Here is a 13,647-nt window from a genome sequence, read left to right on the forward strand (position 1 = left end):
CACTGCTAAATAGCGGAGACGACACCGAGAGTCGCGAGGGCGAGAATCACCTCGAAGGTAAGCGTCCCGAGCGCAGAGAGGAGCGCGAACCGCCGGAGTCCCATCCCGGCCAGGCCCGCCGGAACCGTTGCCAGTCCGCGGACAAACAGAAGCGTGTTCGAAATCGGCACTGCCAGAGGACCCCACCGGCCAAACCAGTCCTCGAAGCGGGCCAAGCGATCCTCACCAACGTGGAACCAGCGGGCGTTCAACAAGTACTCCCGGCCGCCGTACTTCGCGAGGCTGAACAACAGACACTGCCCGATCGTCGCCCCGACCACCGAGACCAGAACGATCGTCAGGTACCCGAGCGGTGAGTCGGCAAGCAAGAGGACGGCCGCCGGAACCAGACTCTCGCTGGGTGCGAAATACAGGACCTGTCCACCCTCGATGACGAACAGGACGAACAGCGCGATCAGCCCGTAGTCCCGGAGCAAACCCCTGGCAAGCCCGGTCGTCTGGGTCGGGAGCGCAAAGAAGTCGAATTCGAGGACGAACAACACGACGAGGGCGGCCCCGACAGTGGCGAGGACGATCACCGCCGCAACTCTCGTCGAGATGGACTGTCGAATCGACGCCCGCGTCGGTCGTCCGGTTCGACGATAGAGCAAGCCAGCGACAACGCCCAGCAATCCTACCAAGCCACTGGCGAGGACAACTGAGCCCGGCACACCCAACAGTGATGCCAGGACGACAGGGAGTCCAGCTACCCCGATCATCGCATCTCCTCCGTGGAATGCCGTCGGTTTCGTCTCATGCGTAACCGTCGTCTCGAAGCAAGATACGAACGTGGCGTAATATGCCTTTCCGGTCGACGACGCGCTCGGCCATACGTGGCTGCGGTGGCGACCACAGGTTTTTGTTTGTTGGTACCTAGTAACACAGTGCCATGTCAGGGGAAGCAACGAACCGACAGGCGGGGTTCGGGGAATCGATCTACGACGCCGACGGCAACGAACTCGGCACTATCAGGGGGGTCGACGAGCACGGCTTCTACGTCTCCACCGAGGACGGAATCGCCGCGCTTTCGAGTGAACACCTCGCAAGTGGCCCCGCCGGCGAGGCCGAGTTGATGTGGCGCTGCTGGGCGTGTGGCGAGATGGGCGACATCGAGGAGATCCCGACCGAGTGCCCGGCCTGTGGCGCACCGAAGGAGGACATCTACTACTGGCAAGAGGACTGAATAGCCGACAGACAGGGCCATCGTCAGGGACGGCCCAGATGTTATGTGATCTCGGTGACAAAGATATTGTATGCTCGAGGGTTTGACCGAGTGGGTCCGGTCGCGTTTTGCCCCCAGCGATGCCGACGAACAACGACGGTTTCGGCCTTCCCTCCTCGACCGGTCGGTGCTGTTCGCCCATGGAAGCGGCCGGAACGACGTCGATCGGGAACTGGCTGAGGTCCAGGAGAACGCCAACGAGCTCGAAGAGCATCGCCGGAAGTGAGTCGGCACAGATCCAGTACTGTCTTGCTTTTGGGGGCCGGAACGTCGACCAATGGAGATCCTCGTCTTCGGTGCCGGCAGCCTGGGCAGCCTGATCGGGGGGCTGCTGGCTCGCGACCACGACGTGACACTCGTCGGTCGTGAGCCACACGTCGAAGCGATCGAGCAATCTGGGCTGACGATCGATGGCGAAATCGAGCGAACCGCTCGGCCACAGGCCACGACAACGACTCCGGCTGAAGCGGAACTGGTGATCGTCACTGTCAAAGCCTACGACACGGCGACGGCCGCCGACGCACTCCGGGACTGTGAGTGTGAGGTAGTACTCTCTGTCCAGAACGGGATCGACAACGAAGCGACACTCGCGGATGCACTCGATGCCCAGATTCTTGCGGGCACGGCAACCTACGGCGCAATCGCTGCCGAACCCGGACACGTCACGTGTACGGGCATCGGCGAGGTGGTGCTTGGCGATCCGGACGGGGGACCAAACACAGTTGCCGACAGGGTCGGTGCGGCGTTCAGATCTGCGGCTATCGAAACGACCGTCGCGACGGATATGCCACGCCGGCTCTGGACGAAACTCGCCGTCAACGCGGGCATCAACGCGACGACTGCCCTGGCGCAGGTGGAAAACGGCGCACTTGCCGAGGAGCCGGCCAGAATGGTGGCCCACCGGGCCGCTCGTGAGACTGCGCGTGTCGCAGATCGAAACGGTGTCGCCCTGGCCGAAGGAGACGCAGTGACCGCACTGGAAGCAGTCATCGAGGCCACGGCGGACAACGAGTCGTCGATGTACCGCGATATACAGAGCGAACACCGAACGGAAGTCGACGCGATCAACGGTATCGTGGCCGACAGCGACCTCGAGACACCGGTCAACGAGACGCTGGCCGCGCTAGTGCGAACGTGGGAACGCGAGCGAACACGTCGGCGTTAGAAGGGGGCGCTGGGGCCTTCGTCGTCGTCGCTCTCGATACTGCCACCGCGAGAATCACCAGGACTGGTCGACCCATCCATCCCGCCCATGCCACCGCCGCCCATACCGGCGTCGGCGTGCACCGTGTCGATTTCCGGGATTTCCTTGGTCATGCGGGACTTGATCGCCTGGATAGTCATCGGCGAGATGCCACATCCGCTGCAGGCACCGCCCAGAGCGATTGTCACTTCACCCGCTTCCTTGTCGAGTTCCTGGATCGCCGCCGAGCCGCCGTGCATCTGGATCTGCGGGAAGTTGCGCCGCAGGAAGTTGGTGACGCGCTGTTCGAGGTCGGAGTCCCCTTCCTGGGTATCTGTACTCATTGGTGGAGACAGGTAGGTGACGGCCGGGTTTAGGCCTTTGGTATCCGACAATACGAGGGCGTCACGAGTCGAATTCGAACACCGCCTGCAATTGGGTGTTCAGTGTCGAAGTATACTCCTCGAGGGCAGATTCGATTCGGTCTCGATCCTGGTCGGGGAGGCGATCGGCAGCATCTGCCGGGAGCTCGATGCGAAACTCCCCGTCGCCGACATAAAACGGCTCGCTCTCGGCGAGGATCTGTTGATCGATCGCGTGGATCAACTCGGAATCGTGTCGTTCACTCATGGCTTCGAAAGCCTGCCGGTACGCCTGTTGCAGTTCCATGAAGTAGTGTTCGTACTTCTCTTCGAAGCGGTCGGGATCGAACGCTGTCATTGGGGGCAGTTCCCGGTGGGCGTCTAAAAGGGCACTGTCGTCGGCAGGTTACTCCTGATCGTCGGCAGCGATCGGAATTCGAGACCGGTTTTCCGGAAACGAGAGCACGAACAGGGCCACCCCAACGATACCTGTAAAGACGATCCCAGCAATCACGATCAGGGCGTCCGCCGACGTCAGAAGGTCCCCGACCGCAACGGTACCGTTCGCTACCAGGACTAACTCCAAGACGAGCAACGTCAACATGACACCGAAAGCAAAGCCCGCCGCTAGCAACAGCCGTTCTTTGTCTCTCACCGCACCAGTAGTGTCTGCCATATCACCCTGGTAACGCGCCTCAACTCAAATAACCACGTGTCGAAGGCACCGCGGCCCCACTTTTGTATAGCGGCATATAGTTTATTCGGCGGCTACACACCGCCCCCTACGGGCAGACGTCCCGCCAATTACGCGATCTGCTCGCCGATCGCTGCGTCCAGCCGGTCGAGAAAGGCCATGCGTTGGTCCGTTGGAATCGTCGCCCCGGCAGCGACGTCGTGTCCGCCACCGTCACCGCCGACGGCTCGACTCGCCGCCCCGATCGCGTCGGACAAATCCAATCCTTGAGTAACGAGTGCAGGCGTCCCCCGAGCGGACACCTTCCGTTCGGTATCGGATTTCTCGGCGAAAGCTACAATGGGCCGATCGCGCTTGACGCCGGGCGTCCCAAACGCCATTCCGGCGACGATCCCCACGATCGTCTCCCGGATTGCGTCACCGGCGTCGAACCACTGGAGGTTGGATTCGAGAGTCACACCCTGTTGGCGAACCCATTCGAGCCCTTCAGAGAGGTTGCGACGATGGTTAGCGAGCAGACGGCGGGCCCGGGCGAGAGCATCCCCACGATCACCAAGACAGACAGCGAGTCCGACGTCGGCGCGTTCGTAGCGTGCGGTCGCGTTCAGCAGTGTCGAGAATTCACTTGCGTCCCGAAGCTCCGTCCCCGGTTGTTCCTCGGCAAGCGTGTATGTCGTCCCTACGAGGCCATCAATCGAGTCCGCCGAGACACCTCGGTTGACACCACGCTTTAGCAGGGCGCTAACGACCGACTGGCGTTCGTCCATCGAGAGGTCGACCCACCGTCGCCACTCGCCGTCGGCCTTCAGTTGGATCCCGACCGACTCTAAAAACTCGATTGCACCCGCCTGGTCGCCTGTCACCCCAGGGATGCGTGGTCGATCTGCGTATTCGAGCAGTTTCGGGAGTGGCCGGGTTTGTGTCCCGTACAGTGCTAGGTCGGTTCGCTCTTCGAGGACGCCCGCGGCCATGCCTTCGTCGACGATCGCCCGGTTTGTGCCCACCAGTTCGCCACCACTGGCCTGCATGTCACCGACTGCCCCCACGACCGCGAGCCCGGCGAGGTCCCGGTTGTCCGTGTCGTCTTCCAGCGCACGCGCGAGCAGGTAACACGCCCCAGCCCCGGAAAGTTCGGACGCGCCGTCGATCCCTTCCAAAAGCGGGTTGAGATGGTAGCGCGTCTCGGCATCGGCCGGTTGGTGGTGATCGACAACGATCGGCTCGAAGTCTCCACGGCTCTCGTGATCACTGATCGCGTCGAGCTGCCCGCTTCCGAAGTCCGTAAACAGCACTGTCTCTTCCTCACGGGCGGCGATCGAAGCGATCTCCTCGTCGTCCAGCTGGTTCTTGAAGACGACGGTCGTCGGAATCTCAGCCCGTTCGAGGGCGCTGGCGGCGATCGCGGCACTGGTCAGCCCGTCGGCGTCGATATGAGATGCCAACAGGACAGACTCCGCCTGGCGGAGTCGGTCGGCACACGAGCGAGCGCGATCGGCCAGTTCGGGGACAGGACCCATCGGCAGTACTTGGTTCGGGCCACGATAAAAACGCCAGGGTCGAATAGATAAACCATATACCACTATATCAAATTGCCGTCGCTCGAAGACACAGATTCTGCGTTTGGATTTCTACAAATCAACAAAATTCCAACATGTGGTCTGCGGGCGGGAATAAATAGGTGTTCGCGTCAACTTCGACACAGGCACGGAGTAGATAGTTTCTCGTGCCTCACCCGTGAGCAGGCTTGCACAATCGGCTACACTTCAGATTGGTCTCTGAATCGCAAAGTGGTCAACCCGGTTGAGAAATTACAGCATCGTGTGAAAGGACGAATGCGTGTGCGCCCTATGGAGATTCAGGCAACTCTTGTGAGTACGCGCTCCCGAACCACGAGCAGACACGGAAGTACCGTCACGCACGCGATGAACGCGTAGACGATACTCAAGCCTGTGACGATGCCAAACCGTTGGAGCGGGGGTGACAGCGCCAGTGCGAGCACCCCAAAGCCCGCCGCAGTCGTCACCGCACTTCCGAGTAACGCACCGCCAGTTCCCTCAAGTGCTGTCCCCAGCGTTTCGGCGAGCGAATCGTGGCGAACGCGTTCATCGACAAACCGCTCACTGACGTGAATGCTGTAATCCACGCCGAGACCAATGGCTAAACTCGTGATCACGACGGTCTCGCTGTTGAATGGGATATCGAGCACAGACATGGTGCCGAGCAACCACGCGAGCGCGATTACGACGGGTGCGAGCGTCACGATACCCAGCCCCGGTGCATGGTATCGCCACCAGTACATACTGATAAGAAGGGCAAGGATGACTCCTAAGGTGATAGCGAATCCCTCGACGAGCGTTTCGAACAGAGCACTCTGGACGACAGCAGTGATGACCGGACCACCTGTTGCAGTAGCTCGTACTGGGGCGTCCTGTTCAATGGTCGAGGAGATGTCTCGTACGTCCCTTGCGACCGACTGAGCCGAGGCGTCCCCCTGCACGCCGACAGTTAGCCGTGCAGATTCGTATGACCCGTTCTCGGCTCGATAGAGAACCGACGATGCTTGTTCGGGAGCAACATTGAACATTAGGTCATAGACTGCTGCGACGTCTCTATCTGGGAGACCATCACCATCCGTGTCACGGGCTGCAATTGCATCCGCAACCGTTTGATTCTCCGAAGCCACAGCTCGAAGGACAGATGTTGGGCTTTCGATAGCTGGTCTTCCATCGGAACCAATAACGACTGTCCCGCTGCTCTTAGTATTGCGGACCACATCGTCGGTCGCGGTAAGGAGTGCTGGCGCGGTCACGTTCCCACGTATCAATATTTGACCTTCTGATCCCTCTCCACGTTGCCGGAAATTGTCGCTGAGGTATGCAAGATTCTCACTCACCTCGTACTCACCGGGTGCGAACGGTTCCGGGAGGGAATCCATCCACGACGGCGCATCCTGCGGGATGAAATCGGCTTGGTTGAACTCGGTGTCGATACTGGTCGCGCCGTACGCCCCTGCGGAGGCGAGGAGTAACGATAGAACGATGACGACGAGGGGGACTCGCCGAGCAAGCGTAGCGGTACCCGAGAGAACACGGTTCAGCCGCCCCGAACCGACGCCGACGGCGGGGGTATGCCGGTCGCGGCCACGGCGGTCGAAAAACTGTTCGAGTTCAAGTTTGACGGCTGGTACAAGCGCGGCGAAAACGACGAAGATGGCGACGATTCCCACACCGCTCAGGATGGCGAAATCCTGAATTGAGCCCAGCGGACTGATGTAGTTCGAGAGGAACCCGACAGCCGTCGAGAACGCGGCGGTAGCGAGGGCGAGAACGACCCCAGCGATTCCGAGACGCATCGCTGTCGTGGGATCTCGTCGACTGACGTTCTCATCGTCGGTGTCGAGCGCTCCCTCTCGGGCTTCGCGGTAGCGCATGACGACATGGAGCGAGTAATCGATACTCAGGCCGATAAGCAAGAACGGAACGGCGATCAGGGTCGAATTCGACGGAATCCCGAGCCACCCCTGTATGCCAGCGTACCACACCAGCACGACGGCCACGCCGAATAGACTCACGAGAACGTCGATGAGGTCGCGGTAGGCGATTGTGAGGACGGTGAGCAAGAGAACGATTGCGACCGGTGTGATGATGATGAACGTGTCGCCGATGGCCTGCGAGGATTCCGCATCGATGAGACCCTGCCCGAACACGAACGCGTCGTCGAAGCGCTTCTCGACGAGAGAGCTGATGACCAGCTGTGCATCGTTCACCGATTCGGTTGTTGTAGTCGAACTGCTCGGACTCTGCTGAAAGACGAGAGTCGTTCTCGCGTCTGCACTCGTCGTCCCTGGTTCGTAATCCGTCGGCAGAAATTGAGTTGGCTCGTTGCCGGGAACAGACGCGTCTGGGTCGAGGATTCGGCTGAGATACGTTTCCACTTCCTCGTCGGTGCTGGATTCAAGTGCTGTGATCTGCTGGTCAAGTGCCGGTGCTGACGACTGACCCTGTCTTGCCATCGACGTATTGTTTCCAGAACCATTGGCGATAGCTGACGAACCGTTACTCTGTTGGTGTGCGTACGCAACGTTGGCAACTATATTCTCAAGGCCGACGATCCCCGTTCCGTCACGAAGTGTCGCATTGATCGATGCATTCTCTCGGAGATCCTGCTGAAGACGGAGACTTTCGAGTAGCGATTCGCGGGTGAGAACGTCACCTCCCTCGTCCCTAATAACAACCTGTGCGACAACTGTATCATCCGTCTCGTACGTCGCTTCGATACGATCGAGTGCTGCCTGTTCTGGGGAATCGATGCCGGTTTGGCCGATCTGGCCTTCCCCAGTGGTGCCGACAATCGCGCCAGCCCCAACGACGGCACTAATGACGAGCAACAGTACAATAACCAACCTGCTCCGCGATGCGACGAAATCTGCGTACTCAGAAGTAAGGCTTCGCTTCATCGATTACTGACACCCCCAGCTATACCAGAAAATACGATGTCTAATCGAGTTTGTTCTGTATCGGACGTGTCCATATGCGCATTCCGATGGGGATTGATAAGGAGCGATGGAAGGGTCCCAAGATGTGGGAGAACCAGTCGTAGCTTCGAACGTTCTTACTGGAGTAGCGACCGTCGGCGACGACAGACCGGATTCTACGTCTGGTTGAGTCCGTAGATCATCACGACGAATCCAATGCTGATGATCACACTCTCAAGAGTCATCCCGGTGATAGTGGACGCTCCACCGATGTGGTTGAAGACTCCGACGAGAAACGTTCCAAGTGTGATGACTGCTAATCCTATCGCAAAGAACTGGAGGCCCGCGATTCGCGTGCGATTGTATGCTCTGTACGCCATCAGAGACACAATTCCCCCGAGAATGAGGGCAGTGATCTTCACGACGCCGAGTAACACGATAGAGAGGTTCATTTCGATTCCTCCTTCATTGCAGACCAGAACGTTGCCATGCGGTCTTCTGGGTCTTCTTCGGGTCGGGATACCTCTATCGTGAACTCGTCATCGGTGACGCTAATTGAGATGTCAGTAAAATCGCGTTCGTAGAGAGTCACGTTGGGTCCGTCACGTCGAACCTCGGTGTATTCACGGACGAGCATCGATTCACGGAGCAAGTCGAGCTTCCGATACACCGTCGAGCTTGAGAGACCGCACTCCTCACAGAGTTCGCTGGCAGATTTCGGTTCGGCCAGTAGCGTGAGTATGGTTCGACATTTATCGTCGTCGAGGGATTTCAACACCGTCGGGAGGCCGGGTTCGTCGAGTTCCTCGGACGACCATCGATCCATTTCAGTAGATGAATTGCGGAATGAATTCTTCGACGGAATTAGTGATAGACGATTCGGATCAACGTTTTGTTCGGTCATCTCAAGTGCTGTATATTGTAGAGCTGCTGTGGCATTTCACGGACATCGTATTTTGTAGTGTTTAATTCATTCGGCGCGATGGCTTTAGAGTCCCGGTTATTCCCAAGTTGCTGGAATAGCACGCTGTGGTGCGTTACTGCTGTTTCTGGTCGTTTACAGGTACTACTCCCAGACTCTGGGACACCTCCTTTGGTGTATATGGCCAGCCTCGAATAATCGACTGATGACACACGAAGCTAATAAATGAATCAACCTGCGAGACGCGGGGTGTGAAGCATCCAGCACAAAACGCCGATCGAGCAACCCTAATTCGATTGTCACACAATTGAACGCGGAGGTGCGACAATGACAACTATGCTTGATGTGGTAATGACCATCCACACGGTCTTCGCCGCATTATGGACGGGCGGGACACTCGTGGTTGCAGGGGCCGTCATCCCGGCAGCACGCAGCGATTTGCTGAGTACAGAAGGGCTGACGCTTATCGCACGAAGATTCTGGTATCTTACGGTGGCCTCAGTCCTGCTATTGTTGTTCAGCGGCGGCCATCTCGCAGGGACGCTCTATACTGCCGAATCGCTCCAGGCGACGGGCCGAGGAAACCTCGTCCTGACGATGGTCGGCCTGTGGCTTGTCCTCGCAATCGTGCTGTTCTTCGGGTTCCGTCGACTGACCGGCAGCCAATCGGAGACGTCAGCGGTCGCAGCTTCAACGCGAGCGCGACCGTGGTTCCTTGGTGCGAGCGGTGTCTCGATAGCGCTGCTCGTCGTTGCCGGGCTTCTGTGAGACGAGTCGACAGAATTTATCACCGTATGAAGCAGAGAACAAGGTCGGATCTCAATAACGCTACGTAAGAATATTCCTTCTATCTCGGTTGACGAGGATTCGAGTTATAAGAAGAAGTTGGCATCGTGATAAACTACTTAAAGTACAGACCACCTCATGGCTCATGAGCCATAAGACGGTGGAAGGTGTGTTTGATTTGCTTCCTGCCCTGAACCGTCAGCTGAGACAGTTCCATTTGTGGCTGAGAGTTTCACAAGAGGTAGCCGAGCCGCTATAAATCGTTTGTCTCAGTCGCTGCCCCCTCCCGTCCCATCGGCGTCCTCGAGTTCTTCGATTGGCTCAAGATTCGCTTCCATACGTTTGTGTTTAGCTTCACGAAGCTTCTCTTCTGACGCCATCTTCGGCACTAAAGACGCCCCTTCGGGAAGGTCGACATCCTGATCCTCTACGGGTTCCGAATCGGTGACCATCTTGCGGATCTCCATATCTCGGTTGAGTTTCCCAACCATCCGTTCGAACGCCGTCTCACGTTCGTGCTGAACCCGCCGGAGCTCCCGGACCTTCCGTTCGAATTCCGTCTTAGCTGCCCAATCGTAGATACGACGTCCAAGAATCGTGAGCGCATACCGTTTCTCTGTCCCATGCTCGGTCGGCTTATGGCTGACCGTGAACACTTCGCGTTCAACGCCTTCTGAGAGTCGTGAAGACACCGTCGATCCACTTACCGCAACCGCGTCGGCAAGCGCGTTGAATGTCGCTGTTTCCATCCCAATCTCCGTGATGAGTTCCGCCGCTCCCTTCTTCCGAAGAAATGCTTCGAGTTCGTCCAAGCCCATCGTATCTCCTTCTTCTCACACATCACTATAAACCCAACCGAAATTTGATTCAAACTGATTTTTGACTCATACTGAATAATGGCTACAACCAATTCTCCAAATACAGCACGTATACTCCTTGAAATGTCTCCAGCGATAAGCTCAGAGCAAGCAATCGACACAAATTCTCTACTCTACTTTTACTCTACTTTATACTGAAGTATGCTCTTGGATAGCGGACAGAACTACACAGAATCACTCCAGTAGTTGGTCGACCACAGCTCAGAATCGGAACAGTTCGCCCTGGAGGTGGCTCAATGCCAACTGATCCGTCGGCTGTCGCTGATTCAATCATTGTCCACGCGGAGACACTCTGTGAGCGTGAAGACCACCTCTGGGATGTCATTCGTCAGCTTTCGATCCCTGTCGACAATCTCGAGGATGCCCGCGACCAGAGCCGCGTGACCTTCGGAACTGACGAAATGTTTCGCACGCTCCTGTTCAAAGGAATTCGAGGGATCTCACAGAACGAACTAGCCCAACGACTCGGGCGTGAGCCGAGCCTCGTCAAGAGCTTCCACCTCGATATTACCGATCTCTCGAATACGCCGACCCAACAACAGCTCTCGTACACGCACGCGCAGTTCAGTGAGGACACCCAGGAAGTCCTCAATCGGACGGTTGCTGGCGTCCGGCAAGTTGCTCTCGACAACGGCGTCCTCACGGAGGGTCTTGTTCCGTCAGTCCCAGCCGAAACCGAGGAGGAGTCACAAAGCGCGAATGAGTACAAGAAAGAGAAGGCCCAGAAGACGCTGACGCTCGCTCGAAAACACGTTATCCCTGAGTTCGACACGCACCGAGCAGCTCACAAGACGTACTCCGACGAAGTGATGCTGGATATGTTCGCAAGTATCTGCGCGAACAACGGTAGTGCCCACTCAGAAGCCGAGTACGGTTGGCTCACTGATGACGACCTGATCTGTGACGATTCGACGTTCCTCCGCGCAATCAAGAAGATCGCGACACCCGAAGACTCCGATGGCCAGCTCACGTTCGAAGATTTCCAGGACGATGACTCGATGCCCGAGATCGACCAGATTCGGGACGCTATTATGACGGCGTTCAACGCCGCGACGGAAAACATCATCAACTCAATTCGTGGCGAGGACCCCTTCGACTCCCGTAAGAAGATTGCAGCCATCGACATCACGCACGAGCAATTCCACGTCTGGCCGTGGGAGGACAAGGAAGCAGGCATCGCGAAGCCAGACTACCCGAAGATGGTGAGTGGGTACAAGAAAGACGGCGAGTACAAACACGGCTACAAGTACGCCACCATCACCCTAGTCGGTGACCACGCGCCGATCGCCCTCGGCATTGAGCCGGTCAAAGAGGACTCTGCGTGGGAGCGTGAGGACTCGCCGTCGTACTCAAAGGCTGACCTGGTGAGCCGATTGCTCGACCGGGCGGAGCAGTTCGTTGATCTGGACATGGTGATGTTCGACCGTGGATTCTACGTCAATCGCGTGTACGCAGATGTTCACGAGCGCGGGCTCACATACCTCTCTCCAGTGCCGACGTATGAGGATGATTTGGCGGCAATTCAGGATATTCAGGAACATCCGACGGCAGACGCAGCTGTCAAGCACGACGTTCCATTTGGACTCGATGGCGAAGTACATCACGAGGCCGAATTCTTGTACGCGCCGAGCACGAGTGACGATGCCGAGGGGAAGTATGCGGTGTTCGTGACGAATCGGGATCGCGTTGAGCCCGAGGAAATCAGGAGTATCGTGAACGGGTACAGTCGGCGCTGGGATATCGAGAACCAGTACAAGTCGATCAAGGACTTCATGCCGAAGACGTCGTCGACGGACTACCGGCTTCGGTTGTGTAACTTCGCGCTGTCAACGCTGATCTACAACCTGTGGCGGCTGACTGACTATCTAATCAAGGTCGCGCTCGACGAGCCGATCCGGTCGCCGCCAGTGATTACGGCGAAGACGTTCGTGCGAGCGTTGGGCGACTTCCTACGGGAGTTCGGGTAACGCTTTTCTCACTCTGGGTTCACCGATTCGGTAGCGACTGCTCTATCGATTTTCGTCTTTTCGGACTACTTATCACATAGAATACTAATTGACAGTCGCTAATTCGATCGCATCCGGTTTTCGCACCGGAATTTAAGTCACCAACTCGGGAATTTCCCAGTTTCATTTGTAAGCTTATAAGCACGCTAAGAATGTGAAGAATCTCACGATGGCGAGCTAGTGTCCAAGTGTGCCAAGATAAGCAGTAGGACGGGTCCAAAAGCCCTCAGCAGGGCGATCGACACCGGGGCAAGTGAGCGAACGCTGAAAATGTGTAGACGGCGGCGAAGCCACTCGCCACGAGAAGTCAGTGAGACAGCGCTGATGGACGAGCACTATCGGACCGGCAAACGAACAGTGGTCGCCGTCGGCGTCAGGGACGATCGATACGATCGGCGACCGTCCGGGCCAAGGCTTCGAAATCGGCGGTGTCGGGAACAACCACGTCATCGAGCCCGTGATCGCCCGCCGTCTCGCGAGTCGGTTGCCCGATCGCGCCGACGACCGCGCCAGACAGCCCCTCGAGGACGGCAGAGTGGCGATCGCGTTCCCCAGCGATCGCAAAGAAGTGTTCGACAGTCAGCGAGGAAGTAAACAGCGCGCCCGCCAGCTCGCTGCGTGCTGCCATCTCGACGGCGTTGCCTGCGTCTGGCGGACGAACGAGTCGGTACAAGACCGTCTCGTGGACGAACGCACCACACTCCCACAGTCCGTCCGGCAAGACGTCGCTGCCGTGGTCACTCCGCGCAACCTCGACCCGACGACCGTCGATACGGTCGGCCAGTGCGTCGACGAGCCCGGCCGAGGAGAACTCCTCGGGCACGACGTCGACACCGATGCCAGCCGCTTCGAGGGCCGTCGCCGTCGGGTCGCCGATCGCGGCCACTGTCGCGTCCCCGGGCGTCCACGCGCCAGCGACGAGTTCGGCCCCGGTCTTGCTCGTGAAAATGACGACATCGGCGTCCTCCCGGGGGAGTGCCCCGGTCGGCTCGACAGCGAGCATGGAATCGGCGATCGGTTCGACGCCGAGGGATTCGAGGAACTCGATCGCATCGCGCATACGCTCATCGTCGGGGCGGAA

General features: G+C 58.1%; 15 protein-coding genes. 5 read left to right on the forward strand and 10 right to left on the reverse strand.

From position 1 onward, the window contains the following. Positions 1–5: 5 nt before the first annotated feature. A complete protein-coding gene (locus Hrd1104_RS08365; RefSeq protein WP_154552330.1) occupies positions 6–758 on the reverse strand; it encodes a DedA family protein in 753 nt (250 codons plus the stop codon). A 170-nt stretch (positions 759–928) separates the two neighbouring features. Here Hrd1104_RS08365 and Hrd1104_RS08370 point away from each other — a divergent pair, with 170 nt between their 5' ends. From Hrd1104_RS08370 to Hrd1104_RS08380, 3 genes are all read left to right on the forward strand, one after another. After that, positions 929–1,222 carry a rubredoxin-like domain-containing protein gene (locus Hrd1104_RS08370; protein ID WP_154552331.1) on the forward strand — a complete coding sequence of 98 codons (294 nt, stop codon included), beginning with the start codon at positions 929–931 and terminating at the stop codon, positions 1,220–1,222. A 70-nt stretch (positions 1,223–1,292) separates the two neighbouring features. Then, positions 1,293–1,487, forward strand: a complete 195-nt coding sequence (locus tag Hrd1104_RS08375) for a hypothetical protein (protein WP_154552332.1) — start codon at positions 1,293–1,295, stop codon at positions 1,485–1,487. 51 nt (positions 1,488–1,538) lie between these two features. Then, positions 1,539–2,426 (forward strand): ketopantoate reductase family protein, encoded by an 888-nt coding sequence (locus tag Hrd1104_RS08380; RefSeq protein ID WP_154552333.1) that lies wholly within the window; start codon positions 1,539–1,541, stop codon positions 2,424–2,426. Here Hrd1104_RS08380 and Hrd1104_RS08385 read toward each other — a convergent pair. The 7 genes from Hrd1104_RS08385 to Hrd1104_RS08415 form a co-directional block, all read right to left on the reverse strand. Further along, positions 2,423–2,788 (reverse strand): NifU family protein, encoded by a 366-nt coding sequence (locus tag Hrd1104_RS08385; protein WP_154552334.1) that lies wholly within the window; start codon positions 2,786–2,788, stop codon positions 2,423–2,425. The two genes, Hrd1104_RS08380 and Hrd1104_RS08385, sit on opposite strands and share 4 nt — an antisense overlap. Before the next feature lie 61 nt (positions 2,789–2,849). Continuing rightward, positions 2,850–3,164: a DUF5783 family protein gene (locus tag Hrd1104_RS08390; RefSeq protein WP_154552335.1), complete on the reverse strand. Its 315-nt coding sequence runs from the start codon at positions 3,162–3,164 to the stop codon at positions 2,850–2,852. Between the two features lie 48 nt (positions 3,165–3,212). Next, positions 3,213–3,482: a hypothetical protein gene (locus Hrd1104_RS08395; protein ID WP_154552336.1), complete on the reverse strand. Its 270-nt coding sequence runs from the start codon at positions 3,480–3,482 to the stop codon at positions 3,213–3,215. Between the two features lie 128 nt (positions 3,483–3,610). Then, positions 3,611–5,017, reverse strand: coding sequence for a DHH family phosphoesterase (locus Hrd1104_RS08400; protein WP_154552337.1), 1,407 nt, complete (start codon positions 5,015–5,017; stop codon positions 3,611–3,613). A 338-nt stretch (positions 5,018–5,355) separates the two neighbouring features. After that, positions 5,356–7,956 carry an RND family transporter gene (locus Hrd1104_RS08405; RefSeq protein WP_154552338.1) on the reverse strand — a complete coding sequence of 867 codons (2,601 nt, stop codon included), beginning with the start codon at positions 7,954–7,956 and terminating at the stop codon, positions 5,356–5,358. Positions 7,957–8,150: 194 nt separating this feature from the next. Next, entirely contained in the window at positions 8,151–8,426 is a 276-nt protein-coding gene (locus Hrd1104_RS08410) for a hypothetical protein (protein WP_154552339.1), read from the reverse strand. Beyond that, on the reverse strand, positions 8,423–8,800 hold the full coding sequence (locus Hrd1104_RS08415) for a winged helix-turn-helix domain-containing protein (protein ID WP_154553223.1): 378 nt from the start codon (positions 8,798–8,800) through the stop codon (positions 8,423–8,425). Before Hrd1104_RS08415 ends, Hrd1104_RS08410 begins: the two co-directional genes overlap by 4 nt. A gap of 423 nt (positions 8,801–9,223) precedes the next feature. Here Hrd1104_RS08415 and Hrd1104_RS08420 point away from each other — a divergent pair, with 423 nt between their 5' ends. Continuing rightward, complete coding sequence (locus Hrd1104_RS08420) at positions 9,224–9,664, forward strand: hypothetical protein (protein WP_154552340.1); 441 nt, start codon at positions 9,224–9,226, stop codon at positions 9,662–9,664. 287 nt (positions 9,665–9,951) lie between these two features. Here the strand turns inward: Hrd1104_RS08420 and Hrd1104_RS08425 are convergent, their stop codons facing one another. After that, on the reverse strand, positions 9,952–10,500 hold the full coding sequence (locus Hrd1104_RS08425; RefSeq protein WP_154552341.1) for a hypothetical protein: 549 nt from the start codon (positions 10,498–10,500) through the stop codon (positions 9,952–9,954). A 296-nt stretch (positions 10,501–10,796) separates the two neighbouring features. On the opposite strand from Hrd1104_RS08425, the gene Hrd1104_RS08430 reads away from it, so the two are divergent. Beyond that, positions 10,797–12,527 (forward strand): transposase, encoded by a 1,731-nt coding sequence (locus tag Hrd1104_RS08430; protein WP_154552342.1) that lies wholly within the window; start codon positions 10,797–10,799, stop codon positions 12,525–12,527. Positions 12,528–12,939: 412 nt separating this feature from the next. Here Hrd1104_RS08430 and Hrd1104_RS08435 read toward each other — a convergent pair whose 3' ends face one another. Continuing rightward, positions 12,940–13,626 carry a uroporphyrinogen-III synthase gene (locus Hrd1104_RS08435; protein WP_154552343.1) on the reverse strand — a complete coding sequence of 229 codons (687 nt, stop codon included), beginning with the start codon at positions 13,624–13,626 and terminating at the stop codon, positions 12,940–12,942. Positions 13,627–13,647: the final 21 nt, after the last annotated feature.

The organism is Halorhabdus sp. CBA1104 (assembly GCF_009690625.1).
Classification (GTDB): domain Archaea; phylum Halobacteriota; class Halobacteria; order Halobacteriales; family Haloarculaceae; genus Halorhabdus.

Coding starts and splice junctions, on each gene's coding strand:
- Hrd1104_RS08365 (WP_154552330.1), bottom strand. CDS start 758: ATGATCGGGGTAGCTGGACTCCCTGTCGTCCTGGCATCACTGTTGGGT.
- Hrd1104_RS08370 (WP_154552331.1), top strand. CDS start 929: ATGTCAGGGGAAGCAACGAACCGACAGGCGGGGTTCGGGGAATCGATC.
- Hrd1104_RS08375 (WP_154552332.1), top strand. CDS start 1,293: ATGCTCGAGGGTTTGACCGAGTGGGTCCGGTCGCGTTTTGCCCCCAGC.
- Hrd1104_RS08380 (WP_154552333.1), top strand. CDS start 1,539: ATGGAGATCCTCGTCTTCGGTGCCGGCAGCCTGGGCAGCCTGATCGGG.
- Hrd1104_RS08385 (WP_154552334.1), bottom strand. CDS start 2,788: ATGAGTACAGATACCCAGGAAGGGGACTCCGACCTCGAACAGCGCGTC.
- Hrd1104_RS08390 (WP_154552335.1), bottom strand. CDS start 3,164: ATGACAGCGTTCGATCCCGACCGCTTCGAAGAGAAGTACGAACACTAC.
- Hrd1104_RS08395 (WP_154552336.1), bottom strand. CDS start 3,482: ATGGCAGACACTACTGGTGCGGTGAGAGACAAAGAACGGCTGTTGCTA.
- Hrd1104_RS08400 (WP_154552337.1), bottom strand. CDS start 5,017: ATGGGTCCTGTCCCCGAACTGGCCGATCGCGCTCGCTCGTGTGCCGAC.
- Hrd1104_RS08405 (WP_154552338.1), bottom strand. CDS start 7,956: ATGAAGCGAAGCCTTACTTCTGAGTACGCAGATTTCGTCGCATCGCGG.
- Hrd1104_RS08410 (WP_154552339.1), bottom strand. CDS start 8,426: ATGAACCTCTCTATCGTGTTACTCGGCGTCGTGAAGATCACTGCCCTC.
- Hrd1104_RS08415 (WP_154553223.1), bottom strand. CDS start 8,800: ATGGATCGATGGTCGTCCGAGGAACTCGACGAACCCGGCCTCCCGACG.
- Hrd1104_RS08420 (WP_154552340.1), top strand. CDS start 9,224: ATGACAACTATGCTTGATGTGGTAATGACCATCCACACGGTCTTCGCC.
- Hrd1104_RS08425 (WP_154552341.1), bottom strand. CDS start 10,500: ATGGGCTTGGACGAACTCGAAGCATTTCTTCGGAAGAAGGGAGCGGCG.
- Hrd1104_RS08430 (WP_154552342.1), top strand. CDS start 10,797: ATGCCAACTGATCCGTCGGCTGTCGCTGATTCAATCATTGTCCACGCG.
- Hrd1104_RS08435 (WP_154552343.1), bottom strand. CDS start 13,626: ATGCGCGATGCGATCGAGTTCCTCGAATCCCTCGGCGTCGAACCGATC.